The organism is Streptomyces sp. NPDC057136, assembly GCF_042670885.1.
Lineage (GTDB): Bacteria > Actinomycetota > Actinomycetes > Streptomycetales > Streptomycetaceae > Streptomyces.
This window is the reverse complement of record NZ_JBHUUV010000008.1, coordinates 65,593-90,888: the sequence shown is the minus strand read 5'-3', so window position 1 is coordinate 90,888 and position 25,296 is coordinate 65,593. Positions and strand designations below refer to the sequence as shown.

The following is a 25,296-nucleotide window of genomic DNA, read 5'->3' as shown; positions in this document are numbered from 1 at the left end:
GACACCATGCGACACGACAACGGAGGCGATCTCCTCGTCACCGTCCTGCGCGAACTCGGCATCGACACCGTCTTCGGCATCGTCAGCGTGCACAACCTGCCGCTCGTCGAGGCCGTCGACCGTGACCTGCGGTTCGTCCCCGTGCGGCACGAGGCATCCGCGGTGAACGCCGCCGACGCCTACGGCCGGGCCCGCGGCACCCTCGGCTGCGCCCTGACCTCCACCGGCACCGGCGCGGGCAACGCGGCCGGCTCGCTGATCGAGTCGCTCAGCGCGGGCAGTTCCGTGCTGCACATCACCGGGCAGGTGGAGAGCGAATTCCTCGGCAGCGGACGGGGATTCATCCACGAGACCAAGGACCAGCTCGGCATGCTCACAGCGGTCTCCGCCTACGCGGCAAGCGTCCCGGACGCCTCGCAGGCGGGCCGAATCCTGCGCGAGGCGGCCCGGTCGGCGCTCGCAGCGCCGGGCGGCCCCGCCAGCGTGGAGTGGCCCATCGACCTCCAGTACGCCCCCCAGACCGACGAGCCCGCCGCGACCGCGCCCACCGTGACCGCCCCCGCCCCTTCGGAAGGCGAACTGGCAGCCGCCGGGGCCCTCCTGGCCTCGGCACGCCGTCCGCTCATCTGGGCCGGCGGCGGCGCGGCAACCTCCCGCGTCGAACTGACCCGGCTCCTGGAGGCCACCGGCGCGGGGCTCCTCACCTCGAACTCCGGGCGCGGTGCCGTGCCCGAGGACCACGAGCAGGTCATCGGCAACTTCGCCACCACCCCCGCAGTACGCGCCCTGCTCGCCGACGCGGACGTCCTGCTCACCATCGGCACCCACTTCCGCTCCAACGAGACCGCCGACTACACGCTGGAGCTCCCCGGGGAGCACATCCAGATCGACGTCGACGCCGCCGCACTGGGCCGCGTGTACCCGGTCGCCCACCCGCTGCACGGCGAAGCGGCCGGCACTCTGAGCGCCCTGCTGCCGCACGCCGGGACCGCGGAGCCCGGCTGGACGGACCGCGTCGCCGCCGTACGCACCGAGGTCCGGGCGATCCTGCACGCGGGCATCGGACCGCAGGCCGCGATCTGCGACGCCATCCGCGCCGCCCTGCCCCGCGAGGCCGTCGTCGCCCGCGACGTCACCATCCCCTCCAGCAGCTGGGGCAACCGGCTGCTGGAGATGTACGACCCCCGGGACAACGTCTTCCCGCGCGGCGGCGGCATCGGGCAGGGGCTCGGCATGGGCATCGGCGCGGCGCTCGCCAGGCCCGGCGCGCCCACCGTCGTACTCGCCGGGGACGGCGGACTCGCCGTCCACCTCGGCGAACTCCTCACCCTCGCCCAGGAGCGGCCCCGCCTGACCCTGATCGTCTTCAACGACGGCGGATACGGCGTACTGCGCAACATGCAGGACCGCTACAGCGAGCGCCGCTCCGGAGTCGACCTCGTCACCCCGGACTTCGAACTCCTCGCGCGGGCCTGCGGGTTGCCCTACGCCCGCATCTCCGCCGAGGAACACGCGGGCCCGGTGCTCTCCGCGGCCGTCGCCTCGGAGGGGCCGACGCTCGTCGAGGTGGATCTCGGCGCACTCGGCCCGATGAAGACCCCGTTCACCCCGCCCGTGAGGATTCCGGGCCAGTAGCCCGGTCCCGCCCGTACTGCCGGTAAGGAGGCAACAGGCCATGAGCGAACACTCGCTGCGGCTGATCGTCCGTCGTATGACCTGGGAGGCCGAGGGCGTCCTGTCCGTCGAGCTGGTTCATCCCGACGGTAAACCCCTGCCCGCCTGGACTCCCGGCGCGCACCTCGACGTCCATGTCGGCGGCCAGATCCGCCAGTACAGCCTGTGCGGCGACCCGCACATCTGTGACGTCTACCGCTTCGGCGTGCTCAACGAGCCTGCCTCGCGCGGGGGTTCGCGCTATGTGCACACCCAGCTGCGCCCCGGACAGCAGGTCACCGTCTCCGAACCCCGCAACCACTTCGCTCTGGAGGACGCCGACGGCTATGTGTTCGTCGCCGGCGGTATCGGCGTCACCCCGCTGCTGGCCATGGCCCGGGAGTCGGCCCGCCGGGGAGACGCGTGGCGGATGGTCTACGGCGGCAGGAGCCGCGCCTCCATGGCGTTCACCGCGGAACTCACGGCACTCGGCGGCGAGGTCACACTCGTCCCGCAGGACGAACAGGGCCACATCGACCTCGCCGCCGAACTCGCCGGGCTGCCCCCCGGCACGCTGGTGTACTCCTGCGGCCCCGAACCGCTGCTCACCGCCGTCGAGGAGCGCTGCCCCGGGGACCGCCTGCGCCTGGAGCGGTTCGCCGCACCCGTGGTGGAACGCACCGGCGAGGACGAGGCGTTCGAGGTCGAGTGCCGAGCCTCCGGAGTGACGCTCACCGTCGGTACCGGCACCTCCATCCTCGACGCGGCGGAGGGCGCCGGACTCACCGTGGAGAGCTCGTGCCGCGACGGGATCTGCGGCTCTTGCGAGACGCGGGTCCTCGACGGCACCCCCGACCACCGCGACTTCCTGCTCAGCGACGCCGAGCGCGCGGCAGGCGCCACGATGATGATCTGCGTCTCGCGGTGCGCCTCCCGCAGCCGGCTCGTCCTCGACCTGTGACCCCCTCGACCGCACTCCCAGGAGACATCACCGTGACCGACACCTGGCCCTACCTGGACGTCCACCAGTCCCGTACGCATGAGCCGACCCCGTACGAGTACAAGCTCGCCGCGACGCTCGAAGAGGTCTTCACCCACGAGGGACACGAACTGACCGATGTGGTACGCGGACTGAATAGCCGTCAGGTCCACGCCGGCGACGGCGCCCCGTGGACCGAGGAATCCTTCCGCGCCGAGATGAACCGACTGGGAGCCTGACCATGACGCTGTCGTCCTCCGCCACCGCGGACCACATCCATGCCACCGGACTGCGCAATCAGTGGCACGCGGTCGTCCCCTCGCACTTCGTGGCCCCCGGCGCGATGCGCAAGGTGACCGCGCTCGGCGAGCAGTGGCTTCTCTTCCGCCGCTCCGACGGCGCCCTGTCCATGCTCGCCGACCGCTGCCCGCACCGCGGCGCGCCGCTCTCGCTCGGCAAACACCTCGGCGACCGCGTCGCCTGCTGGTACCACGGCGTCGAGGTCGAGTCCGACGGGACGGTCTCCTCCGTCCCCGGACTGCCGGGCTGCAGCCTGGAGGGCAAGAAGCTGGTCACCTCGCTGCCGGTACGCGAGGTCGCCGGCGCGATCCTCGCGTACTTCGGGGACGAGGAGCACCCCGAGCCCGCCGAACTGACGCTCCCGGAGCCGCTGACGGACCCCGGAGTGGACGCGTTCCTGTGCTACGCCGAGTGGGAGACGCCGTGGCGCTACGCCGTGGAGAACCTCCTCGACCCGATGCACGGCGCGTTCCTCCACCACGACTCGCACACGATGTTCGACGGTGACACGACGGCGAAGTTCCGCATCCGGGAGACCGGTCGGGGCTACTTCTTCGAGAAGACCGACCAGCGTGGCGTCAACTTCGACTGGGTCGAGCTCTGCCGCACCGGTGTGGACTGGGTCGACCTCTCCATCCCGTATCCGCCGTCGGCCGGCCCCGGCGGCCCGTTCGGCATCGTCGGCATGGTCTGCCCGGTGGATGAGCAGCGCTGCGGCGTCTTCTTCTGGCGCTACCGCAGGGTCGAGGACTGGCAGCGGGCCTCCTGGCGCTTCCTGTACCGGACGCTGATCGAGAAGCGTCACTGGGATGTCCTGGAGCAGGACCGCGTGATGCTGGAGGCCATGCCGGCCGATGCCGACCAGCGGGAGAATCTCTACCAGCACGACCTCGGCGTGGTCCGGCTGCGTCGGCTCTACCGTGCGGCTGCCGAGGTCCAGTCCTCGGCGGGGGGCTGAGAGCCGGGCCCCCGACGGTCATCCGCCGCCGCCGGCCAGTGCGGCGAGCCGGGCGTCCGCCCGGTCCGGGGCGTAGAGGTGGTCGATGACCATGGTGGCGGCGCCGATCAGGGCCGCCCGGTCGCCGAGGGCGGAGACGGTCACCGAGAGATGGGCGGTGGTCCGGGGCAGCGCCCGCTGGTAGAGGAGTTCCCGGACCCCGGTGAGGAACGGGGTTCCGGCGAGGTCTCCTGCGAGCACCAGGACACCGGGGTTGAGCAGGGTCACCACTGTGACCAGGACCTCGCCGATGCGCTGTCCGGCCTCGCGGGCGAACCGTACGGCGTCGGGCTGTCCCGCGGCGAGATGGTCCCGCACATCGGACCCCGAGGCGGTGGGGACACCGGCCGCGGTGAGTCGCTGCGCGATGGAGCGTCCGCTGGCCACGGCTGCCAGGCAGCCGTAGGAGCCGCACATACAGAGGGCGTCGGGCTGGTCGTGGAGCCGGATGTGGCCGATGTCGCCCGCTCCGCCGTCGATCCCGCGGTAGACCTCACCACCGACGACGACTCCGGCGCCGATGCCGGTCGACGCCTTCACCAGGACGAACGCCCCGCAGCCGGGGTGGTTCTCGCGCTGCTCGGCCAGCGCCATCAGATTGGCGTCGTTGTCGAGGAAGACCGGGAGCGGCTCGGCGGCGGGCAGCGGAGCGATGTGCTCGGCGAAGGCCTCACGCATCCGCTCCTGCACCGGGAACCGGTCCCAGCCGGGCATGATCGGCGGCTGTACGATCCGCGCGGACTCCTGGTCGACCGGGCCGGGTACGGAGAGGCCGATCCCGCAGACCCGGTCGGGCCCCGCGCCCGCCTCGTCGAGAAGTGGGGCGAACCAGCGTGCCAGCCGGTCCAGGATCAGGTCGGGGCCGTCCGATATCACCAGCTCACCCGCACGTTCCGCGAGGATCGTGCCGGCGAGGTCGAGGACGGCGGCGCGGCCGTGGCGCGTCTCCAGGTCGGCCACGAGCACGACTGCGTGCGTCGGGTCGAACTCCAGTCGGGCGGAGGGGCGTCCTCCGGTGGATGCGCCGGCGGACCCCCGGAGCCAGCCGGCGCCGAAGAGCTGGTCCAGGCGGTGCCCGACGGTCGACCGGGACAGCCCAGTCGCCTGCTGCAACTCCCCGCGTGTGGTGGCCTCGCCGCTGCGGATGAGCCGCAACAGGTGTCCCGCACTCGCCCGGTTTCCTGCCATCCCCGCTGTCCTCGTCCTCTTCGTCCGTGCCCGGAAGCCGCCCGTGGCGCCGCTGCGAAGAACAGGAGTACCACGGGGACGGTGAGAACCAATGAACCGGCCATCTGTGTGTCCCACGCCACTTCTACGCATGTTCGTTAGGCATCTCACTCGCACTTTTGCTTGTTGGCGAGACATAACTGTGGGACAACTTCAACGTAAGTCAGCGAGCAGGGCCCCGGCGTCTCGGCCCCGGCGCGAAAGGCACCCATGGAGAAGACCGCCTGCCAGGAACGATCGGGTGACTTCCAGTATCCGGACCGGCAGCCCGAGTTGGAGCAGGCCGACGGTGCGCGGAGGTCGCGGGCATGACCTCGCTCCTCGATTCCCCGGTGCCCGCCGCTGCGGACGACCCGGCACTTCGGCGCGGCGCCGCGCGGGTCCTGTACGCCAACTGGACGGGCACCTCCACGGTTCCCTCGCGCGGTCTGTATCCCCATCAGTGGAGCTGGGACTCGGCGTTCATCGCCATCGGCCTGCGCCATCTGTCCGCGCGTCGCGCACAGCGCGAACTGGAGACGCTGCTCGGTGCCCAATGGGCCGACGGACGCGTTCCGCACATCGTCTTCAATCCGGCGGTCCCTCTTGACGCCTACTTCCCGAGCCCCGACTTCTGGCGCTCCTCGCGCGACGGTGCGGAGGCCGGAGCCCCCGAGGGCATCGAGACGTCCGGGATCGTGCAGCCCCCCGTGCACGCACTCGCCGCCTGGCTCGTCCACCTGGCCGACCCGGAGGCCTCGCGACGCCGACGCTTCCTGCCCCGGACGTACGCAGCCCTGACGGCGTGGCACGACTACCTCTCGGGCCCCCGCGACCTGGGCGGCGGCGGCCTCGCCGCCGTCCTGCACCCGTGGGAGTCCGGCATGGACAACAGCCCGTGCTGGGACGTGCCCCTGCGGCGGATCGAACCGGCCGCACCGGGCTCCTACCGGCGCGCCGACCTGGACCACGGAGCGGCAGCGGAGCGTCCCACGGACCTCGACTACGGGCGGTACGTGCGTCTCGCCGGTGACTACCGCGACAGCGGATACGCGGACGCGGGCACCCGGCACGAATTCGCCGTCGAGGACCCCGGTGTCAACGCCCTGCTGATCGTCTCCGAGCACGCACTCGCGCGCATCGCCGCCGAGATCGGGGCCGATGCCACGCCGCACGAGGAGCGCGCCGCACGTCTCACCGCCGCGCTGGTGGAGCGGCTCTGGTCGCCCGCCGACGGCATGTTCCTCTGCCGCGACCTGGCGGGCGGCGAGCCGATCGCCGAACACAGCGTCGCCGGACTCCTCCCGCTCATCGTGCCCGGGCTCCCGCAGGACCTCGTCGGCGCACTGATCCGGACGGCCGCGGGCCCGGGCTTCCGGCTCGGCGAGATCCCGATGGTCCCGTCGTACGACCTCACGGGCCCCGCCTTCGACCCGTCCCGCTACTGGCGCGGACCGGCCTGGTTCAACACCAGCTGGCTGCTGGAACGCGGCCTGCGCCTGCACGGCAGGACCGGCGCGGCGGACACGCTGCGTACCTCGATGCTCACCGCCGCGGGGGCCTGCGACTTCGCGGAGTACGTGGACCCGTTCACCGCGGAGGCCCGCGGCACCCGCGACTTCGGGTGGACGGCCGCGCTCACCCTGGACCTGCTGGTCCGCGACCCCGCCGAGGAGGACGCAGGCCACGCGGCCGGCCGGGTGGTCGGAGCGCGCGTCTGAAGGTCGCACACCGCGGTCGGGCGCGGCTCAGGACGAGGAATCCCGGCTGCTGAGCAGATCGCGTACCCGGTCCACCAGCCCCGCTCCCGGTGCGAGCAGCTTGTTGGCGGGCGGGGTGTCCGGCAGGGACGGGTGCGGCCGGGTGGGCGCCGTTTCCTTGGCCCGGCGGACCAGCTGCCCGAGCGTGTCCAGCTCCTCGGGCGAGCAGGAGGCCGTGAGCTTCGGGAACAGCTCGGCCTCCTCCTCGCGTACGTGGGAGGCCACCTCGAATTTCAGCTTTGCGACGAGGTCGTTGAACTCCGGGTCCCCGGCGTCCCGCTCCTCGAGGTTCTTGAGCATGCGCTCGACCCTGCCGTGGTCGGCGAGCTCCTTGTCCGCGAGCTCGTCACCGTCCGGGACGTACCTGCGTACGGACGGGTACAGGTGCATCTCCTCGGCCACCGAATGCCGTACGAGCTCCGAGGTCAGCTGGTCGACCAGCTGCCGCCGCTCCGGATGGCCCACCGGCTGCGATTCGATCTGCGCGAACATCTCCTCCACCTCACGATGGTCGGCAGTGAGCTCCGCGATCACGTTCCCGCCGTGTCCCATGGCCGTTCCTTCCTCGGGTTCCGTTGCCCCGTACCGCGGGGTGCGGACACCAGGGCAACAGGTCGGTGACCGAAACCCGCGGTACGAGGCCGCGACAGACCCGGCTCTCACCTCTCCGGCCCATGCGACGTGCGACGACATCGCGCTGCTCGCGATCCGGCTGCCCGGACACCATGGTGGCTCGCGCGGCACTCCGAAGGCTCCGGGACTCCGGGCCGGTACAGGGGGACCGCCCGCGCGCGGCGGCGGTCCCCGTGACCTCCGGCTATTGGATGCCCGGGATCTCGCGCCCCTTGAAGCCGGCGCGGACCGCGTCCGCCGCGTTCTTGCCGTACATGCGCTCCGCCGTCGCGATCGTCGTCAGCGCCGCGTCCTGGAAGCTGGTGTCGGGCGCGAAGCCGAACTGGGCGTTGATGATGATGCGGTCGGCCACCCGGGCCCCGAGTGCCTTGCGGATGTCGAGCAGTGCGCGGGACCAGATCTCGCCGTCCGCGTGCACCTCGCCCACCCGGTCCCCGTACACCTTGTCCTGGTCGATACGGCGCAGACAGTGCGGAGCACTGCTGTAGCTGACAGAGTCCCAGTCCGCCACGCAGGCCGGGTCGGCCTTCAGCGGCCAGCCGTACCGGGAGGCCGCGTTGGTGCCGACCTCGACCGCGAGGTAGTCACCGAACGCCTCACCGATGGACCCGGCCTCCACCGAGGTCCCGAAGCCGGGCACCTGGGCGTGGTGCACCGCGTGTCCGTACTCGTGGACGATCACCTCGGCGTCCTCGGCGTCGTCCACCCCGCCCTTGCCGAAGCGGATTTCGGCCTTCTTGTCGGTGAAGTAGGAGTTGTCCGCACCCCACTGGTTGATACGGACCGGCTGCGCACGGTCGTTGGCGCCGGGCAGTTCGCTGCCGAAGCCGAGGCCCTGGAGGTACTCCTGTGCCTCGTTGGTCCAGAAGTAGGCCATGACCTGCTCGAACTGGTCGTCCTGCCGGGTGTACGCGCCGGCGTCGGCGGTCTTCGCCGATGCGCCGGTGTCCGACCTGATGTAGGCCCACCGTCCGGAGAGTCCGCCACTGCCGTCGAGATTGCGCAGCGCGGCCGAGGCATAGGCCGAGGCGGGCACGGCGCCGGCCGAGTCCTTGGCGTCGGCGAGCGACTGATCGCCCGAGGACTGGACGGGGTTGACCATGAAGACGCTGGCCTGCGGTGCGACCGGGGCGGGGTTCGCCCCGGCCGCCGAGGCCGCTCCTGCCGTGGTGAGCAGAGCCACGATGGCGGTGGCCGAGGCGATCAGCGCGCGGGGTGTGCGGCGAGCCATGTACATCCTCCCGTTGTGGTGCGGGTGACGCCGGAAGCGGGGGGTGGCGCGGGCGTGATCATTGCGCACACGCCCGGCTTTGGCCAGACCCCGGGTCCTGACGATGCATCAGCCGACCGCCGCGTCACGGCCCCCCGCGCCTCAGCCCGCTTCCGTCCCGTCCCGCCCCGCCCCGCTCCGCCTCAGAAGTTGATCATGTGCCCGGCGAGACCGTGGACGGCCTCCTTCACGGCCTCGCCCAGGGTCGGGTGAGCGTGTACGTTCCGCGCCACCTCGTGGACCGTGAGGTCCCACTGCTGAGCCAGCGTCAGCTCGGGCAGCAGCTCGGTGACATCGGGGCCGATCAGATGCGCGCCGATGATCTCGCCGTACCTCGCATCGCTGAGGATCTTCACGAAGCCGGTCGCGTCGCCGAGGCCGTGCGCCTTGCCGTTCGCCGTGAATGGGAACTTGGCGACCTTCACGTCGAAGCCCTGCTCCCGCGCCTGCGCCTCCGTCCAGCCGAAGCTGGCGATCTGCGGCTGGCAGTACGTGGCGCGGGGGATCATCGTGTAGTCGAGCTCCATCGTCTCGGCGTCCGCGATGGTTTCGGAGGCGATGACCCCCATGGCCTCGGCGGCGTGCGCGAGCATCAGCTTCGCGGTCACGTCACCGATGGCGTAGATGTGCGGCACGTTGGTGCGGCAGCGGCCGTCCACGTCGATCGCGCCGCGCTCGGTGAGGGCGACGCCGGTCGCCTCCAGGCCGTAACCGGTGACGTTCGGCGCGAAGCCGATGGCCTGGAGGACCTTGTCGGCCTCCAGTACCTTCTGCGAGCCGTCCTTGCCGGTGACGGTGACGCGGACCTGGGGTCCCGACTCGTCGATCGCCTCGACACGGGTGGAGGTCAGGACCTCGATGCCGAGCTTGCGGTACTGCTTCGCCAGTTCCTTGGAGACGTCCTCGTCCTCCAACGGCGCGACACGGTCCAGGAATTCGACGATCGTGACCTTCACGCCGTAGTTGTGCAGGACGTAAGCGAACTCGATGCCGATGGCGCCGGCGCCCGCGATGACGATCGACTGCGGCACACCGTCCGCGAGAATCTGCTCCTCGTACGTCACCACGCGTTCGCTGCGGGCGGTGCCGGGCAGCAGGCGCGGGGTGGCGCCGGTGGCGATGACGCAGTTGTCGAACGTGATGGTCTGCGTGGTGCCGTCGGACCCGGCCACCTGGAGGGTGTTCGCGTCGAGGAACGTGCCCCGCCCGTCCAGCTCGGTGATGCCGTTCTTCTTCATCAGGTAGTGGACGCCCTTGACGCGGCCGTCCGCGACCGTGCGGCTGCGGCGGAACGCCTCGCCGTAGTCGAACGAGATCGTCCCGTCGACCTTGATGCCGAAGGTCTTGGCCTCGTGGTTGACGATGTGGGCGAGTTCGGCGTTGCGCAGCAGTGCCTTGGTGGGGATGCACCCGACGTTGAGGCACACACCGCCCCAGTACTTCTCTTCGACGACCGCTACCCGCTTGCCCAGTTGGGCGGCGCGGATGGCGGCGACGTAGCCGCCGGGGCCGGCTCCGAGTACGACGACGTCGAAGCGCTCGTGCATGACTTGTCCTTAGGGTCGAGGTAATGCGGAACTGAGGGCACGCGTTGGCCCTCTCACCCTAGGGCCTGTCCGGCGGCCTCTCGTTTGCGTCGCCCTGGAGCCGGGCGCGCTGGAGCCGGCAGGCGAGGGTGCGGCGCACGGAGGCCGTTGCGGTGAGGGTGACCTTTGCGGGGAGGTCCAGGCCGCGGCTGATCCTGTCGTACGTATCCCGGTAGGCGCCGGGAAGCGTCGTCGCGTGCGCTCTCAGATCCTCTTCGACGAGGCGTCGCAGTGCGTCGACGTTCCGGGGCGTGAAATGCTTCCGCCCCCTGGCGAGGGTGTAGACGTAGTGGCCGCACCGGGCGGTGTTGCCGAGGGTCTCCGCGATCTCCTCCGCGAGACCCCACAAGCGGCCTTCGAGCCACGGGATGTCCTGTTGGTCGAGGGCGAGTTCCATCGGGGGTGACAGCTCGCCCGCCCTGTACTTCGCCACCTGTTTGGACACGGCGGGCTGACTCATCCCGGTGAGCCGGGCGATCCGGTCCTGGGTCCAGCCGAGGCCGGCGAACACCTGGATCATCTCGGCGCGCAGCTTCCGCATCTCCTCGCCTGCGCGAATGACCTCGTTCATGCCGGCGAGCATCCGCTCGGCCTGCTCCTCGGTCAGCGGGTCGGGGTTCGGGTGCTCGTGCTCTTCGCCTGCCACGACCCGGTTATACACCCGGGCACGGATTGTTGTCATAACCGGGTTGTATAACCCGGTTATTACTGGCATGGTTCCGGGCATGCCTACTTTCTCCGCACCCGATGGAACCCGGCTCGCCTACCGCGTCACCGGTGAAGGCCCTCCGGTCGTCTGCGTCCCCGGAGGCCCCGCGGACTCCGCGTACCTCGGTGATCTCGGTGGTCTCTCGGAACACCGGCAGCTGATCGCCCTGGATCTGCGCGGCACCGGCCGCTCCGCCGTGCCCGAGGACACTTCCTCGTACCGCTGCGACCGCCTGGTCGGCGACGTCGAGGCACTGCGCGTCCACCTCGGCCTTTCCCGGCTTGATCTGCTCGGGCACTCCGCGGGCGCGAACCTGGCGACGCAGTACGCGGCCCGCTGCCCGGACCGTGTCGCCAAGCTCGCCCTGATCGCCCCCGGCACCCGCGCCGTCGGCATCGAGATCACCGGCGAGACGCGCCGCGCACTCGCGCAGGCGCGGCGCGACGAGCCGTGGTTCCCCGGGGCGTTCCCCGCCCTGAAGGCGATCACCGAGGGCACCGGCAGCGACTGGGACGCCATCGCGCCTTTCCTCTACGGTCGTTGGGACGACGCGGCGCGGGCACACCACGCCGCGAGCGCTCCGGACAACATGGAGGCCGTCGCCCTCTTCGCCGCCGACGGCGCCTTCGACCCGGCGGCCACCCGCGCGGCGCTCGGCGACTGCGCGGCCCCTGTGCTGGTGCTCGCCGGAGAGTTCGACCTGAACAGCCCGCCACGCGCGACGGCGGAACTCGCGGGGCTGTTCCCCGATGCCGCACTCGTCGTGCAGCGACAGACAGGGCATTACCCCTGGCTCGACGACGGCGAGCGTTTCGTGGATGCCATCTCGGCATTCCTGGGCCGGTGACGATGCGTCCTCGGGGCCCTCACGTGCCTTCGCGGTAGAGCTCGGTGAGCAGGGCCACGGCCGCGTGGGTTGCGGGGTGCGGGTCGGGACGGCGCCAGATGAAGTGGACGGGGACAGGGTCGGCGTCGCGCAGGGGGCGGTAGGTGATGCCGTCGCGGCGGTACTGCGTGGCCGTGGCCTGCGGCGTTACGCCGACGCAGCGACCGGTGGCGATGGCGGCGAGCCAGTCGTCGATGTCATGGGTGTACTCGACGGCCGGGCGCACGCCCTCGGGCCACAGATCCGGCGTGGTGGTGCCGGTGCGACGGTCCACGACCAGGGTGCGCGTGCGGAGTTCGTCCAGGCGGATGCTGCGCCGCCGGGCCCACGGGTCGTCGGAGGCGAGTGCGACGCAGCGGCGCTCACTGCCGACGAGGGCGTGGGCGTAGCGGCGGGTGTCGACCGCGGTGCGCAGCACGGCCAGATCGCACAGACCCTCGGCCAGGCCGGCGGTGGGGGTGTTGTGCCGGATCAGATGGAGTTCGATGTCGGGGTAACGGGTGTGCCAGCGGCGCTGGAACTCGGCGGTGTGCCGGCCCATCGCCGACCAGGCATGGCCGATGCGCAGCCGGGTGTGCCCGCTCGTCGCCTCGTGGACCAGCTCGTCGGCCTCGGCGAGCAGGTGGCGGGCGCGGGCGAGGACCTGCACACCTGCGGTGGTGGGGGTGACGGTGCGGCTGGTGCGGTGCAGCACGCGCACACCGAGAATCCGCTCCAGCGCGAGCAGCGTGCGCGAGACCGAGGCCTGGGAGAGACCCAGCTCGATCGCGGCATCGGTGAAACTGCCCGTGTCGACGATCGCGACCAGGCAGCGCAGGTGCCGCAGCTCCAGTTCCGTACGACCATCCATGCGTCCAGCGTATAGGTGCGCCATCGGATGCATTTTGCGTATGGATGGGCCCGGCGGATGGTCGTGCGATGGCAAACGACGTGCGCGCAGAGCCGACAGCCACCGCTGCCCGGACGCCGGCCCGGTGGTCCGGGACTGCGCTGATGGTGGGCAGCGGCCTGTCCAACCAGGTCGGGGCGTCCGTCGGCGCGCTCGCCTTCCCGGTCATCGGACCGGTGGGGGTGGTGGCGGTACGTCAATGGGTGGCCGCCGCGGTCCTGCTGGGCGCAGGCCGCCCCGGGCTGCGCTCGTTCACCACGGCCCAGTGGCGTCCGGTGCTGGGACTGGCAGCGGTCTTCGCGGTCATGAACCTGTCGCTCTACATCGCGATCGACCGGGTCGGCCTCGGCCTCGCGGTCACGCTGGAGTTCCTCGGCCCCCTCACCGTGGCGCTGGCGGGCTCCCGCCGCCGCATCGATCTGATCTGCGCCCTCGCGGCAGCGGCGGCCGTGGTGGTCCTTGCCCGCCCGCGGCCGAGCACCGACTACGCCGGCATCGGTCTGGCCCTGCTGGCTGCCGTCTGCTGGGGCTGCTACATCCTGCTCAACCGCACCGTGGGCGAACGGCTGCCCGGCCTCCAGGGGTCGGCCGCCGCCGCAGCCGTCTCCGGCCTGCTCTACCTGCCGATCGGCGCGGCCGCGCTGTGGCTCCACCCGCCCACGGCCGGTGCGCTGCTGTGCGCCCTGGCGGCGGGCGTGCTCTCGTCCGCCGTGCCGTTCCTGGCCGACCTGCTCGCGCTGCGCCGGATACCTGCCGGTTTCTTCGGGATCTTCATGAGCGTCAACCCGGTGTTCGCCGCACTGGTCGGCCTGATCGTGCTCGGCCAGCACCTCGCGCTGTCGTCCTGGCTGGCCATCGCCGTCATCGTCGCCGCCAACACCGTCGCCGTGGGCACCGCCGTCCTCGCCCGGGGGTCGGCCGGGGCGACAGGGCGAGATGGTTGACCTCAAGTCGAGTTGAGCTTCTACGGTCCTCGACGACGAAGGGAACACAACTGTGACGACATTGGTTACGGGCGCCACCGGGAACACCGGCAGGCACGTAGTGGCAGAACTGGTCCGCCGGGGAGAACACGTCCGGGCGCTCACCCGGAATCCGGCCGCGGCCGCGGGAAGGCTTCCGGCCGAGGTGGAACTGGTGGCCGGCACGCACACGGCACCGGAAGATCTGGACGCCGTCTTCGACGGCGTCAGCCGTTTACACATCACGGTGACGGCGGGGCTCGCCGAGGCCGGGCCCGAGCTGGTGCGGCGGGCCGTCGGAGCGGGTGTGCGGCGCATCACCGTGGTGTGGGGCGGTGGCGTGGGGCCGGTAGAGAAGGCGGTGGCGGACTCGGGTGTGGAGTGGACCCGCCTGGAACCGCAGGAGTTCATGTCCAACACCCTGGGCTGGATCGAATCGATCCGGGCCGAGGGGATCGTGCGCGAGCCGTACGACTTTCCCAGCGCGCTCGTCCACGAGGCCGACATCGGGGCAGTGGCGGCGGTCGCGCTGCTCGACGACGGCCATGCGGGACGCGCATACAACCTCACCGGGCCCGAATTGCTCACCTCCAGCGAACGCATCGCGATCCTGGCGCGGGCCACCGGCCGTGACATCGCCTTCGTCCCGATCACGCACGAACAGGCCATCGACAGGCTGACGGCCACCGGTGTTTCCCGGGCGGACGCCGAGTATGTCGTCGGCTGGTACGCCACTTCCGACGCCCCTTCCAGGACCGTCGTCGACACCGTCGAGCAGGTGACCGGACGGCCGCCGCGCACGTTCGCGCAGTGGGTGGCCGAGCACACGGAACGCTTCCAGTGCCAACTCCGGCACCCATCGCCCCGTGGTGAGGTGACGCGCCGTCCGGAAGTGCTCCGGGCGGCGCGTCTGCGCAGAACTGTGCGGCCTATCGCCCGGAGTGGTCGGAGAGGTCGGCCACGTCCGCAGCTGTCCAGGTGTACTCGACCTCGGCCAGTTCGAACCCGGCTGGGAATCGCTCTGTGCGTTCTGCGGTGGGACGGCCTCCCTGGCGGGAGTAGAAGGCGGTCGCACGGACATTGTCCTTGAGGACTTCCAGATACACGGGCTGGCCCGGGTGTTCGACCGAGGCCCACGCGAAGGCTCGGCGCAGGAGACGCCAACCGACTCCGGTCCCGACGAGCCCTGGTTCGACGTGGAGATTGTCCAAGAGGACGCGGCCGTCATCCTGCCGGATCAGGTAGGCGAATCCGCCCAACTGCGGGGCAGCGCCGTCGACCACGACCAGTAGATGGGCCTTCCCCGCAGTACCGCCGGCAGCTGGCCCTTCGACGAGGAGCCGCGTGCGCCACAGGCGGGCGTGTTCTTCGCGCAGCGGCCCGTCCAGGTAGCTGGTGGGCATGATGCCCGAGTAGGCAGCCCGCCAGCTCTCCGTGTGGAGCGTGGCAATCCATGGTCCGTCAGCCGCTGCTCCCGGTCTGATCTTCATGCGTTCAGACTCGCACAGGCGATCGGCATCCCGTCAGGTGGAAGGCTGAATCGCACCGAGCACGGCAAAGGCAGCTCACAGGTCACGGCGATGCACGACGGCCACGGCGACGATCACCGCGACGAACGACCAGGACCCGAACACGATCCACGCCTCGGTGACCGGCACCGGGTACGTGTCCGGGTTGTAGTCCCGGGCCGGATTCTGGACGAGGGCCTGCCACGAGGTGAGCGGCATCGCGTTGCCGATCTCCTTGACCCACCGATAGGTCTCGCCCTGGAAGAGCGCCGGCAACAGCAGGAGTACGCCGACGACCGCGACGACGGCGCCCGCGGCGTGCCGTACGAGGGCGCCGAAGGCCATACCGACGAGAGCGCACACCGGGGCGAGCAGCGCGGACGCGACGACGGCCCGCAGGGCCCCGGGATCGCCGATGGACAGGCCGTGATGATCCCGCAGGATCGCCTGGGTCACCCCGAACGAGGCGCCCGCGACGACCGTGCCGAGGACGAGCATGACCACCGCCAGGACGCTCACCTTGGCCGCCACCACCGCACGCCGGGCCGGGACCGCGGCGAAGGTGGTGCGGATCAGCCCGGTGGTGTATTCGCCGAAGACCGCGAGGGCACCGACGGTTCCGGCGAGGACCATGAGGAGCTGCCACGCCGGGTCGACGAAAGCGGTCGACATGGCGTCGAACAGCATGGCGGGCTTGGCGGGGAATCCGGGCGGCGGAGGGGGTGGCAGTTCGGGCTGGTGCGCAAGCCGGTCGGCATTGGACAGGGCGGAGTTCACATTGATCCCGAGCACGGCCAGGGGGCCGATTCCGAGGACCCAGTACGTGGAGCGCAGCGACCACAGCTTGATCCACTCGGCGGTGAGGAGGTCGCGGAACCGGGCGGGGGAGTCGAGGGCGGGCGTGTACGTCTTCGGCCCGGACACCGTCTGTGTGGTCATCGGACCTCTCCCGCGCTGTATTCGACGCTGTCGGCGGTGAGCCCCATGAACGCCTCTTCCAGGGAGGCGGCCCGTGGGGCGAGTTCGTGCAGCAGGACGCGGTGGTGGAAGGCGAGTTCACCGATACGGTCGGCCGCCAGACCGGTCACCGTGCACGAGCCGTTGTCCTCGCGGCGGACGGCCGCACCCTCCTCGGTGAGGACGGACGTCAGCCGGTCGACGGCGGGCGTACGGACGGTCACGCTGAGCCGGGTGCCGCGCGCCGCGAACTCCGACAGGCTCTCCGCCGCGATCAGTTCGCCCCGGCCGATGACGATCAGTTCCTGTGCGGTGTGCTCCATCTCGCCCATCAGATGGCTGGAAACCAGCACCGTACGGTCCTCGGCGGCCAGTCGGCGGAAGAGGCCGCGCACCCACAGCACACCCTCCGGATCCAGCCCGTTGAGCGGCTCGTCGAACAGCAGGACCGGTGGGTCACCGAGGAGAGCGGCGGCGATGCCGAGCCGCTGCTTCATCCCCAGCGAGAACCCCGCGATGCGGCGCCGGGCAGCGGTGGCCAGTCCGACCTCCTCCAGGACCTCGTCGACCCGGCGCCGGGGAAGTCCGTTGCTGTGGGACAGCGCGGACAGATGCGCCCGGGCGCTGCGACCGCCGTGCACGTCGTGGGCGTCGAGCAGCGCTCCGACGTGCCGCAGCCCGCGCCGGCGTCCGCGGAACGGCTGCCCGTCCACGGTGACGGTGCCGCTGCTGGGGTCGTTGAGGCCGAGGATCATCCGCAGCGTGGTGGACTTTCCGGCGCCGTTCGGGCCGAGGAACCCGGTGACATGGCCGGGGCGGACGGTGAAGGTCAGGCCGTCGACGGCGGTGGTGGCGCCGTATCGCTTCGTCAGTTCGTTGACTTCGATCACCACCCCACGGTGCCGTGAGGAGTGCCCGCACGGCATCGGCACACGGGCCACACCTGGGACGGAGCCAGTGGTCCCCGGGCCTACGCCTCCGGACCCATGAGCGTCGTCACGACGCGGTCAGCCTGCCTTCGCGCATGGTCAGAATCCGGTCGCTGAAGTGCCCTACCGCCGCCATGTCGTGGCAGATGAAGAGGTATCCGAGCCCCCGTGTCTCCTGCAGTTCGAGCAGGAGATTGAGAATGCCGGCGCGCATCGACGGATCGAGTGCGGACACCGGCTCGTCCAGGATCAGGAGCTCGGGATCGCTCGCCAGCGCGCGGGCGATCCCTGCCCGCTGGCACTGTCCGCCGGACAGTTCGTGGGGGAGCCGTCGGGCGTGTGCGTCGTCCAGACCGACCAGGGAGAGAAGTTCGGCGACCCGGCCGGGACCTGTGGCGGCCGACCAGCGGCCCTGGGCACGGAGCGGTTCGGCGACCTGGTCGCGAATCCGCCGACGCGGACTGAGCGAACCGTACGGGTCCTGGAACACCGGCTGGATGCGGGGCCGGACCGCGCGCAGCTCCCGTTCGCTCAGCGAGGTCAACTCCGTTCCCCCGAAACGGATTTCACCGCTGTGGGGCCGGCGCAGTTGCAGGACGGCGGCGGCGGTGGACGACTTGCCGCAGCCGGACGGACCGATCAGCCCCACCGTCTCGCCCGCGTCCACCTGGAAGGAGACTCCGTCGACCGCGGTGGTCGTTCCGTACCGCACGACCAGCTCGCGGACGTCGAGCAGCGGGCTCATACGGACTCCAGGTGATCGAGGTGACAGGCCACCTCGCGCCCGTCGACGGCACGCGGCGCGGGCCGTTCGGTGTGGCAGCGGCCGGTGGCGTACCGGCAGCGGGGCGCGAAGGCGCAGCCCGCCGCAACGGCGCCGGGTGCGGGTGGCCGCCCCGGGATGGTGGGCAGCCGGGATTTGTGCGGTGTGCCGGCGGTGGGCAGGCAGGCGAGCAGGCCTTCGGTGTACGGGGCGAGTGGCCGGACCAGAATGCGGTCCACCGGGCCGTACTCGGCCAGTCGCCCCGCGTACATGACGGCCATGCGGTCGGCATGCGCCCCGACCGCACCGAGGTCATGGGTGACCAGCACGAGGGACGCTCCGGTCGCCGCGCACCGCTCGCGCAGGATCGTGAGGATCTTGTCCTGTGTCTCCGGATCGAGGGCCGTTGTCGGTTCGTCGGCGACGACCAGTTCCGGACGGTTGACCATGGCCATCGCGATCACGGCACGTTGGCGCATGCCGCCCGAGAACTCATGGGAGTGGGCGGACGACTGGGCGGCCGGGATGCCGACCTCCTCGAGGGCGGAACGGGCCCGCAGCCGCGCGTCCTTCCGGGACAGACCCTGTACGGACCGTACGGCCAGGGCCAGTTGCTCACCGACCGGGTGGACCGGCGAGAGCGCGGACAACGCGTCCTGGGGGACGAGCGCGATACGCCGGCCCCAGTCGGCCGCGGTGACCGGTGCGCCGTGCAGCAGCACACTCCCGGAGACCGTGGCCCCGCGCGGAGTCATGCCGAGCAGGGCGCGAGCGGTCACCGACTTCCCGGCCCCCGACTCGCCCACCAGGGCAAGGACTTCACCGGGTCCGACATCGAACGAGAGGTCGCTCAGGGCCGGTACGCCGCTGAAGTCCACGCTCAGACCGCGGACCGCCAGCAGGGGATCGGGCAGCAGAGGATCAGGCTGCAACGGGAACCGCTTCCTTCCGGACGGGTGCGCGGCGTGCCCTGCCGCGCTGGGTGTACGCCGACAGGGACACGGCGAGCGCGGCGAGGAGCGCCAGCGTGACCGCGGGGGCGAGCGCCGCTACAGGAGCCCGCTCGATGTAGTCGGCGGACTCGTCGAGCAGGAGACCCCAGTCGGGTGACGGCGGCTGGGCGCCAAGCCCGAGGAATCCGAGCGAGGCGAGGGCCAGCGCGATGCCGGGCAGACGCAGGACCGCGTGCCGGGCGACCGGGGCGGCCACCGAAGGCAGGACATGGCGGACCATGATCCGGGCCGGGCTCGCCCCGATCGCCTTCTGCGCCGACAGGAACGACGAGGCACGTACCTCCTGGGTGAGCGCGGCGGCGTGCGCGGCCAGCGGCGGCCAGGAGATCAGGGCGACGGCGAGCGCGGCGCCCCCTGCGCCGGGGCCCGTCGACTCTGCCACCAGAATGCCGACGATCACCGGCGGAAGCGCGTTGGCGATATCGGCCAGGCCGGTCGCGGCGTTCGGCAGGAACCCGAGGGCGAGCCCGATGACCAGGCCGAGGAGGCAGACCGCCGCTGCCGTGCCGACCGTCGAGCCGGCGCCGTGCCCCAGCCGCGCCAGTACGTCACGGCCGAGGGCGTCGGTCCCCAGGGGGTGCGACCAGGACGGCGCGCTCAGCCGGGCGGCGGTGTCGATGACATACGGATCACGCAGCAGACCCCAGCCGGTCACTCCGGTCAGCAGCATGCCCAGCGCGACCGGTACGGCGGGGGAGACCCGTACCGGACGGGCGGCGGGCAGGGTCAGAGCCGCGTCGCGCAGCGCCGGACCGAGCAGCTGTGCGCGTACGGCGGCCGACACCACGCCCACCAGGAGCCCGAGTGCCAGCAGGGCCAGGACCGCTCCCTGAAGCAGCGGCAGATCCTGGGACCTGGCCGCGCCGAGGGCGGTGCGGCCGAGTCCCGGCACCGCGAAGACCGTCTCGACGGCGACCGCGCCGCCGGTCAGACCGACCGCGGCCATGCCGAACTGCGGGACCAGCGGCGGGAGAACGCGACGCAGAGCGGCAGCGGTGATGGTCCGCCGGCCGACGCCCGCGCCGCGCCACAGCTCCACCCAGCGTTCGTCGAGCGCGTCCGGCAGCGCGTCGGCGACCAGCCGGCCGAGGAGCGCGCCGGCCGGAATGCCGAGCGCGAGCGCGGGCAGGACCATATGCGCGGGCCCGCCCCAGCCGGAGGTCGGAAACCAGCCCAGCCACACCCCGGCGACAACGAGAAGCATCAGCGCGACCAGATACTCGGGGACGGCGGCGAGCATCGCGCCGAATGCCCCGGCGGTGCCCCGGCCGCGTACCAGAACCGGCAGGGCCAGAGCGGTTCCCACCAGGAGAGCGACGGCGAGGGACGCGCCCATCAGCGCCAGCGACACCTGGAGACCGGCCGTCACCGAGGGCAGGACCTCCGAGCCGGACACCCACGAGACACCGAGGTCGCCGCGGATCAGCCCGGCCGCCCAGTGCCCCAGCAGCCCCAGCGGCCCCGCGTCGAGCCCGAGGTCGTCGCGGATGGCGTTCAGCGCCTCGGCGGTCGGCTCCTGCTCCGCCGATCTGGCCCGCAGCAGACTGAGCGCCGGGTCCTTGCCGGACAGCCAGGGCAGCAGTCCGACGAGAGCGAGTACGGCGGCCAGCCCGGCCGCCCGTGTGAGGGCCGTCCTCACTTGATGTGCGTGTGGATCGTGACGAGTTCGCGCTCGCGCGGGTCGTGGGCGGCGCCCGTGACGCCCGCCGCGTCGCCCTGGATGACCCGCTCGTGCAGCATCGGCACGGCGGCGTCCGTGGCGAGTACGGCTGCCTCGGCGGCCATGACCGCCTTGCGCCGGGCATCACCGGCCTCGGTCCGCGAAGCGCTGGCCAGCGCCTTGTCGACGCCTGGGTCGGCGAGCTGCGCGATGTTGAAGGAGCCCTCGCCCGCGAAGTCGCTGTACAGGTACGCCGCCGGGTCCCCGGAGTCCAGGATCGTGGCCCGCGAGAGAATGAACGCGTCGAACTTCCCCGCGAGGGCGTCCGCTTCGATGTTGGCGTACTCCCGGACCTCCAGCTTCACCCGGAAACCCGCTGCCTGGAGCTGCTGTTGCAGGATCTGGGCGACCTCGGGCAGCTCGGCCCGGTCGGTGAACGTGCCGATCGTGATCTCGGCGCCCTCCGGATCACCCGCCGCGGTCCGCAGGGGCTTCTCGCGCAGCTTCGCGGCCCAGGGAAGAGCCGGCCCGAGGAGCCCTTCGGCGACATCGGCCCTGTCCTCGTACACACTGTTCACGATCTGCTCCGCGTCGACGGCCGCGCGTGCCGCCGCCCGTACGCGCGCGTCCTTGAACGGCCCCATCTCAGTGTTGAGATAAAGGGTGTTGGTGCGCGGCATCGGTACCTCGTGGATCAGTTTCGCGTCCAGGAGTCGTGCCTGTGATACGGGTACCGCCTCGACGATGTCGGCCTCGCCGCTGCGCAGCGCGGCGGCCCGTGCGGTGCCGTCGGGGACGAACCTCACGTCGATACCGGTCGCCTTCGCCCGGCCGCCCCAGTAGCGGTCGTAGCGGTCGAGCGTCGCCGTGGTCGTACCGCCCACCGCGACGAGTTCGAACGGGCCCGTGCCCGCGCCCACCGGGCTGACGGTCCTGCCCCGGTACGCCTTGGCGGCGAGGATCGACAGCTGCGGGGAGCTGAGTCGCTGGGGGACCAGCGGATCGGCCGTGGCGGTGGTGACCGTGACCGTGCGGGGGCCGGTGGCGCGGACGGTGAGCGAGACGCCGTCGAGGATGCGTGGCTTGGGCGAAGCGGTGGCGGCCGTGGTCAGGGACTTCACGACGGACCGCGCGGTGAGGTCGGTGCCGTCGTGGAACGTGACGCCCTCGCGGAGGGTGAACGTCCAGTCCTTGCCGCGCTGTTGCCAGGCGGTGGCGAGGGCGGGCCGGGCGTTGCCGTCGGTGTCCAGACGGGTCAGGGTCTCGGCGGTGGACCAGCGGGACAGCTTGAACGCGTCGTCCGTCAGTGGTGAAAGGCCCGCGCGCGGCGGCTGCATCATCGCGACGCGCAAGCGGGCGTCACCGCCGCCGGGGGAGGGGTCGGCCGCGGCGAAGCAGCCCGTGAGCAGCGCCGCCGCCGTACTCAGACCGATCGTGGACAGGAGGCCCCGACGGGGTATGCGGGAGTTTTCGAGCAGGCGCAAGGGTGTCCCCAACGGGATGCGAAAGGTGGGTGAAGCCGATGCGGCGACCCTAGCATTATGACAATCATGTTCAGTAGAGTGCCTCGACGAGAATGCGCCGCTCCCCGAGGAGCAGGAGGACCGTTCCGGACAGGACGGTGAACCAGTCCGTTCCGGGATGCACCCCCAACTCGTCACCACCCTTCGCGTCGGCCTGGTGGGTGATGCGCATCTTGGCGACGGTCATGCCCTGCGGCCCGCCCTCGCGGCTCAGCAGCCAGGTGGTCGTTCCGCGCGCCTCATCCTGATGCGGCCGGATCACGACGTCCCCGTCGTCGACGGACTCCACCAGCTGGTCCTGCTGCGGCGCCAGGACCTCACCGTGCGCACGACTCGCACCGTATGGGTGGCAAAGCGGCCCTGATGAACTGTCCGGACCGTGCGCGAGGGCATACGAACAGCGCACCGCGGCAGGCGTGTCGGCCTGCCGCGGTGCGCCCCTTCCCGACTACTCGTCGATCGATGCCCCGTACGCCGCGTCCGTCGCCGGAGCGCCGAGCGAGCCGCCGCCGTACGTCCACGAGCCGGTGGCCGTGACCCCGCCCGAACCGGCCGAGAGCACCCACACGACGCCGTCGCTCGTGTTCTCGCCCGGCGCCGAGGCCAGCAGGCCGTAGCGGCCGTCCCTGTTCGGGTCGGTCAGCTTGACCTGACCGCCCCAGCGGTCGCCCGCCTCCGCGGAACCCGGCACATTCGTGGAGTTCTGGTCCCACGACCTGACGCCGGTGGCCGTCAGCCCGCCGGCCGCGCCGCGCAGCACCCACACCGCGCCCGCGTCCGTGACAGTGCCGATGTCCTCGCCGGCTGCTCCGATCGCCACGTCCGCGTATCCGTCGCCGTTGGTGTCCGCGACGGAGAGATCGGTGCCCCAGCCGTCACCGCGCTCGGGCGCCCCGGGGACCCCGGCCGTGCCCTGCGTCCACCACTGCGGCGGACTGTCCGCACCGTCGACGCCGAGCGGCCCGTCAGCGCTGCCGTAGTAGACGCCGACCAGACCACCGGTCGTCGTCTCGCCACCGTCGTCGGGACTCTTCGGCTCACCCGTCACGAGGTCGTCGTAGCCGTCGCCGTTGATGTCACCGGACGCCACGACCGGGCCGCCGCGCATATCGCGCTCGTACACGAGTCCCTCGACCTGGCCGGAGAAGAAGGACGACCAGCCGTGGCCGGGCTCCTCGCCCGCCGTGACGCCCGAGACGATCAGATCGGCGAGGCCGTTGTTGTCGTAGTCGCCCGTGGTCAGGGACTCGGGCCGGATGTCGCGTTCCTCCGCGACCGCGGACAGGCGACTGCGAGAGGTGCGCTCCAGGGGCGCGGACTGCAATCGGGGGGAGGTGTCGTACATGAACAGCTGAACGAAGTCGCGGTCGAGGACCGCCAGTTGGTCCCCCGGGCTGTCGGGGCTGAAATGGCCCGCGGTCAGGGCGCTGCCGAACTTCTCGTAAGCCACGGGCTCCTCGTTCTCGAGCCAGACGCTGTTCGCCCCGTACAGACCCGTCGACCCGCCCCACAGCACGGTGACGCCGCCCGCGTCGACCGCCGTCCCGATGTCCTCTCCCGGGACGCCGACGATCGCGTCGTCGTACCCGTCGCCGTTGAGGTCGCCGGTGGCCACGGCCCGGCCGAAGCCGTCGCCCGCCTCGGCCGCGCCGGCCACGCCGGCGGTGGACTGGCTGAAGACCGCGGACCTCTTGGTGCTGATCCCGGACGACGAGCCGTACTGCACGGTGACGTACCCCGCGCCCTTCTTGCCGTTGACGGTTCCGCCCGGCGCGCCGATGAGCACGTCCTCGTAGCCGTCGTCGTTGAAATCGCTGTTGCGGTCAATTGCGTGGGTTGCGCCGGAGGTTCCGGCGTAGGCGGAGGGAGCGGCGATGGCCGCTCCCGACAGCAGGAGAAATGCGGCCGCGGCAACGGCGGCCGAACGACGAGTACGCACGAGCGGCTCCTCTGACGAAGGATGGCCGGGCGAGTGCGGGGGTGGCCGGAAAGGGCCCGTTCCTTCCTGGCGTCCTGTTTGACCGCGCCGGGGGCATAAGGGTTGTGCGGCGGTTTCAGGCTTCCGATGGCGAACGGCCGATGTCTGGTTTGTCGCGTATGGGGTATCGGCCTACCGTCGACATAGCGCCGCACTGGCGGCCGTGATCGTGGACCTGAACCATCCTCCGGGCCCGGCCGGGCCCGGTGGACCTGAACCATCCTCCGGGCCCGGCCGGGCCCACCCCTCGGAGAAGAGTGAGATGTCGAAGATTCTGTTCGTAGTGACGGGCGCGGACCACTGGACCCTGGCGGACGGCACGAAGCACCCGACGGGCTTCTGGGCCGAGGAGGCCGTGGCCCCGTGTGAGGCGTTCAAGGCCGCGGGGTACGAGATCGTCGTCGCCACCCCGGGCGGCACCGTACCGACCGTGGACCGGGGCAGTCTGGCCCCCGAGTTCAATGGCGGACAGGAAGGCGCCGACCGGGTCGCGGGTGCCCTCGAGTCCTTCACCGAGCTCCAGCGCCCGATCTCGCTGGGCGACGTGGATCTGGACGACTACGCCGCGGTCTTCTGTCCCGGCGGACACGGCCCCATGGAGGACCTGGCCGTCGATCCGGTCTCCGGCGGTCTGCTGACGCGGGCGCTGGAGTCCGGCAAGCCCCTCGGCGTGGTCTGTCACGGCCCGGCCGCGCTGCTCGCGGCGCAAAAGGAGGACGGCACGAATCCGTTCGCCGGATACCGGCTGACGGGTTTCACCAACGCCGAAGAGATGCAAGCCGGATTCGCGGACAAGGCGAAGTGGCTGCTCCAGGACCGCCTGGTCGAGTTCGGCGGGGACTTCCAGGAGGGCGAGCCGTGGGTCCCGTACGTGATCGTAGACCGCAATCTGGTCACCGGCCAGAACCCCGCCTCCTCGGCCCCGCTCGCGGCTGAACTGCTCAAGAAGCTGGGCTGAACCTCCAGGGTTACGAGCTGTTCAAGAGGCTGGGCCGACTGCGCCGGGGGCCCCCCCCCCCGGGGGCCCCGCCCCCCGCCCGACCAGCAGGGGGCCCCCCGCGGCCCCCCCCCCCCCCCCCCCCCCGCAATGTACGGCGTTATGCACCCGTTAACGGGGGCCCCCCCCCCCCCGCCC

The 25,296-nt window shown here is 71.4% G+C and carries 23 protein-coding genes and 1 pseudogene; 9 read left to right on the top strand and 15 right to left on the bottom strand.

All coding sequences use genetic code 11. From position 1 onward, the window contains the following. Window positions 1-6 precede the first annotated feature (6 nt). The 4 genes from ACFT7S_RS12810 to ACFT7S_RS12795 are packed head-to-tail and all read left to right on the top strand — an operon-like array spanning window position 7 to window position 3,890. The gene (locus tag ACFT7S_RS12810) at window positions 7-1,635 is read left to right on the top strand and encodes a thiamine pyrophosphate-binding protein (protein WP_382730442.1); all 1,629 of its coding nucleotides are present in this window, start codon (window positions 7-9) and stop codon (window positions 1,633-1,635) included. A gap of 40 nt (window positions 1,636-1,675) precedes the next feature. Then, window positions 1,676-2,614, top strand: a complete 939-nt coding sequence (locus tag ACFT7S_RS12805) for a PDR/VanB family oxidoreductase (protein ID WP_382730440.1) — start codon at window positions 1,676-1,678, stop codon at window positions 2,612-2,614. 26 nt (window positions 2,615-2,640) lie between these two features. Beyond that, window positions 2,641-2,871, top strand: a complete 231-nt coding sequence (locus ACFT7S_RS12800; RefSeq protein ID WP_382730843.1) for a recombinase-like helix-turn-helix domain-containing protein — start codon at window positions 2,641-2,643, stop codon at window positions 2,869-2,871. 2 nt (window positions 2,872-2,873) lie between these two features. Continuing rightward, a complete protein-coding gene (locus ACFT7S_RS12795; RefSeq protein ID WP_382730437.1) occupies window positions 2,874-3,890 on the top strand; it encodes a Rieske 2Fe-2S domain-containing protein in 1,017 nt (338 codons plus the stop codon). An 18-nt stretch (window positions 3,891-3,908) separates the two neighbouring features. Here the strand turns inward: ACFT7S_RS12795 and ACFT7S_RS12790 are convergent, their stop codons facing one another. Then, window positions 3,909-5,117, bottom strand: coding sequence for an ROK family transcriptional regulator (locus ACFT7S_RS12790; protein WP_382730435.1), 1,209 nt, complete (start codon window positions 5,115-5,117; stop codon window positions 3,909-3,911). 347 nt (window positions 5,118-5,464) lie between these two features. Here ACFT7S_RS12790 and ACFT7S_RS12785 point away from each other — a divergent pair, with 347 nt between their 5' ends. Continuing rightward, window positions 5,465-6,856 carry a trehalase family glycosidase gene (locus ACFT7S_RS12785; RefSeq protein ID WP_382730432.1) on the top strand — a complete coding sequence of 464 codons (1,392 nt, stop codon included), beginning with the start codon at window positions 5,465-5,467 and terminating at the stop codon, window positions 6,854-6,856. Window positions 6,857-6,883: 27 nt separating this feature from the next. Here ACFT7S_RS12785 and ACFT7S_RS12780 read toward each other — a convergent pair whose 3' ends face one another. The 4 genes from ACFT7S_RS12780 to ACFT7S_RS12765 all read right to left on the bottom strand — a co-directional run bounded on the left by ACFT7S_RS12780 (window position 6,884) and on the right by ACFT7S_RS12765 (window position 11,030). Continuing rightward, on the bottom strand, window positions 6,884-7,447 hold the full coding sequence (locus ACFT7S_RS12780) for a hemerythrin domain-containing protein (RefSeq protein ID WP_382730429.1): 564 nt from the start codon (window positions 7,445-7,447) through the stop codon (window positions 6,884-6,886). Window positions 7,448-7,712: 265 nt separating this feature from the next. Next, window positions 7,713-8,759, bottom strand: coding sequence for a M36 family metallopeptidase (locus ACFT7S_RS12775; protein ID WP_382730426.1), 1,047 nt, complete (start codon window positions 8,757-8,759; stop codon window positions 7,713-7,715). A gap of 182 nt (window positions 8,760-8,941) precedes the next feature. Then, on the bottom strand, window positions 8,942-10,345 hold the full coding sequence (lpdA, locus tag ACFT7S_RS12770; RefSeq protein ID WP_382730423.1) for a dihydrolipoyl dehydrogenase: 1,404 nt from the start codon (window positions 10,343-10,345) through the stop codon (window positions 8,942-8,944). A gap of 58 nt (window positions 10,346-10,403) precedes the next feature. Next, a complete protein-coding gene (locus ACFT7S_RS12765) occupies window positions 10,404-11,030 on the bottom strand; it encodes a sigma-70 family RNA polymerase sigma factor (protein WP_382730420.1) in 627 nt (208 codons plus the stop codon). A gap of 79 nt (window positions 11,031-11,109) precedes the next feature. Here ACFT7S_RS12765 and ACFT7S_RS12760 point away from each other — a divergent pair, with 79 nt between their 5' ends. Then, complete coding sequence (locus ACFT7S_RS12760; RefSeq protein ID WP_382730418.1) at window positions 11,110-11,940, top strand: alpha/beta fold hydrolase; 831 nt, start codon at window positions 11,110-11,112, stop codon at window positions 11,938-11,940. A 19-nt stretch (window positions 11,941-11,959) separates the two neighbouring features. On the opposite strand, the gene ACFT7S_RS12755 is transcribed toward ACFT7S_RS12760, so the two are convergent. Further along, the gene (locus ACFT7S_RS12755) at window positions 11,960-12,829 is read right to left on the bottom strand and encodes a LysR family transcriptional regulator (RefSeq protein ID WP_382730415.1); all 870 of its coding nucleotides are present in this window, start codon (window positions 12,827-12,829) and stop codon (window positions 11,960-11,962) included. A gap of 143 nt (window positions 12,830-12,972) precedes the next feature. Between ACFT7S_RS12755 and ACFT7S_RS12750 the strand changes: the two genes are divergently transcribed. Together ACFT7S_RS12750 and ACFT7S_RS12745 are read left to right on the top strand one after the other, a co-directional pair. Continuing rightward, window positions 12,973-13,812, top strand: a complete 840-nt coding sequence (locus ACFT7S_RS12750) for a DMT family transporter (RefSeq protein WP_382730840.1) — start codon at window positions 12,973-12,975, stop codon at window positions 13,810-13,812. A 52-nt stretch (window positions 13,813-13,864) separates the two neighbouring features. Beyond that, on the top strand, window positions 13,865-14,920 hold the full coding sequence (locus tag ACFT7S_RS12745; RefSeq protein WP_382730412.1) for an NmrA family NAD(P)-binding protein: 1,056 nt from the start codon (window positions 13,865-13,867) through the stop codon (window positions 14,918-14,920). A 16-nt stretch (window positions 14,921-14,936) separates the two neighbouring features. Here ACFT7S_RS12745 and ACFT7S_RS12740 read toward each other — a convergent pair. From ACFT7S_RS12740 to ACFT7S_RS12700, 9 genes and pseudogenes are all read right to left on the bottom strand, one after another. Beyond that, window positions 14,937-15,068: pseudogene (locus ACFT7S_RS12740) on the bottom strand (hypothetical protein); the annotation flags it as partial. A gap of 327 nt (window positions 15,069-15,395) precedes the next feature. After that, window positions 15,396-16,277, bottom strand: a complete 882-nt coding sequence (locus tag ACFT7S_RS12735) for an ABC transporter permease subunit (protein ID WP_382730409.1) — start codon at window positions 16,275-16,277, stop codon at window positions 15,396-15,398. Next, window positions 16,274-17,185: an ABC transporter ATP-binding protein gene (locus ACFT7S_RS12730; RefSeq protein WP_382730406.1), complete on the bottom strand. Its 912-nt coding sequence runs from the start codon at window positions 17,183-17,185 to the stop codon at window positions 16,274-16,276. The genes ACFT7S_RS12735 and ACFT7S_RS12730 overlap by 4 nt, the downstream gene beginning before the upstream one ends. A 106-nt stretch (window positions 17,186-17,291) precedes the next feature. Then, window positions 17,292-17,969, bottom strand: a complete 678-nt coding sequence (locus ACFT7S_RS12725) for an ATP-binding cassette domain-containing protein (protein WP_382730404.1) — start codon at window positions 17,967-17,969, stop codon at window positions 17,292-17,294. After that, window positions 17,966-18,919, bottom strand: coding sequence for an ABC transporter ATP-binding protein (locus ACFT7S_RS12720; protein WP_382730401.1), 954 nt, complete (start codon window positions 18,917-18,919; stop codon window positions 17,966-17,968). Before ACFT7S_RS12720 ends, ACFT7S_RS12725 begins: the two co-directional genes overlap by 4 nt. Continuing rightward, window positions 18,909-20,639, bottom strand: a complete 1,731-nt coding sequence (locus tag ACFT7S_RS12715; RefSeq protein WP_382730398.1) for an ABC transporter permease subunit — start codon at window positions 20,637-20,639, stop codon at window positions 18,909-18,911. Before ACFT7S_RS12715 ends, ACFT7S_RS12720 begins: the two co-directional genes overlap by 11 nt. Next, on the bottom strand, window positions 20,636-22,138 hold the full coding sequence (locus ACFT7S_RS12710; RefSeq protein ID WP_382730838.1) for an ABC transporter substrate-binding protein: 1,503 nt from the start codon (window positions 22,136-22,138) through the stop codon (window positions 20,636-20,638). Before ACFT7S_RS12710 ends, ACFT7S_RS12715 begins: the two co-directional genes overlap by 4 nt. A gap of 76 nt (window positions 22,139-22,214) precedes the next feature. Continuing rightward, entirely contained in the window at window positions 22,215-22,472 is a 258-nt protein-coding gene (locus ACFT7S_RS12705) for a hypothetical protein (protein ID WP_382730396.1), read from the bottom strand. A gap of 159 nt (window positions 22,473-22,631) precedes the next feature. Then, window positions 22,632-24,122: an esterase gene (locus ACFT7S_RS12700; protein ID WP_382730393.1), complete on the bottom strand. Its 1,491-nt coding sequence runs from the start codon at window positions 24,120-24,122 to the stop codon at window positions 22,632-22,634. A 301-nt stretch (window positions 24,123-24,423) separates the two neighbouring features. Here ACFT7S_RS12700 and ACFT7S_RS12695 point away from each other — a divergent pair, with 301 nt between their 5' ends. After that, complete coding sequence (locus ACFT7S_RS12695; RefSeq protein ID WP_382730392.1) at window positions 24,424-25,119, top strand: type 1 glutamine amidotransferase domain-containing protein; 696 nt, start codon at window positions 24,424-24,426, stop codon at window positions 25,117-25,119. Window positions 25,120-25,296 lie beyond the last annotated feature (177 nt).

Excerpts from the sequence above, each read along its gene's own strand:
- lpdA (WP_382730423.1), bottom strand. The coding sequence starts at position 10,345 with ATGCACGAGCGCTTCGACGTCGTCGTACTCGGAGCCGGCCCCGGCGGC.
- ACFT7S_RS12805 (WP_382730440.1), top strand. The coding sequence starts at position 1,676 with ATGAGCGAACACTCGCTGCGGCTGATCGTCCGTCGTATGACCTGGGAG.
- ACFT7S_RS12795 (WP_382730437.1), top strand. The coding sequence starts at position 2,874 with ATGACGCTGTCGTCCTCCGCCACCGCGGACCACATCCATGCCACCGGA.
- ACFT7S_RS12725 (WP_382730404.1), bottom strand. The coding sequence starts at position 17,969 with ATGAGCCCGCTGCTCGACGTCCGCGAGCTGGTCGTGCGGTACGGAACG.
- ACFT7S_RS12775 (WP_382730426.1), bottom strand. The coding sequence starts at position 8,759 with ATGGCTCGCCGCACACCCCGCGCGCTGATCGCCTCGGCCACCGCCATC.
- ACFT7S_RS12760 (WP_382730418.1), top strand. The coding sequence starts at position 11,110 with ATGCCTACTTTCTCCGCACCCGATGGAACCCGGCTCGCCTACCGCGTC.
- ACFT7S_RS12735 (WP_382730409.1), bottom strand. The coding sequence starts at position 16,277 with ATGACCACACAGACGGTGTCCGGGCCGAAGACGTACACGCCCGCCCTC.
- ACFT7S_RS12750 (WP_382730840.1), top strand. The coding sequence starts at position 12,973 with ATGGTGGGCAGCGGCCTGTCCAACCAGGTCGGGGCGTCCGTCGGCGCG.
- ACFT7S_RS12755 (WP_382730415.1), bottom strand. The coding sequence starts at position 12,829 with ATGGATGGTCGTACGGAACTGGAGCTGCGGCACCTGCGCTGCCTGGTC.
- ACFT7S_RS12810 (WP_382730442.1), top strand. The coding sequence starts at position 7 with ATGCGACACGACAACGGAGGCGATCTCCTCGTCACCGTCCTGCGCGAA.
- ACFT7S_RS12780 (WP_382730429.1), bottom strand. The coding sequence starts at position 7,447 with ATGGGACACGGCGGGAACGTGATCGCGGAGCTCACTGCCGACCATCGT.
- ACFT7S_RS12695 (WP_382730392.1), top strand. The coding sequence starts at position 24,424 with ATGTCGAAGATTCTGTTCGTAGTGACGGGCGCGGACCACTGGACCCTG.
- ACFT7S_RS12785 (WP_382730432.1), top strand. The coding sequence starts at position 5,465 with ATGACCTCGCTCCTCGATTCCCCGGTGCCCGCCGCTGCGGACGACCCG.
- ACFT7S_RS12790 (WP_382730435.1), bottom strand. The coding sequence starts at position 5,117 with ATGGCAGGAAACCGGGCGAGTGCGGGACACCTGTTGCGGCTCATCCGC.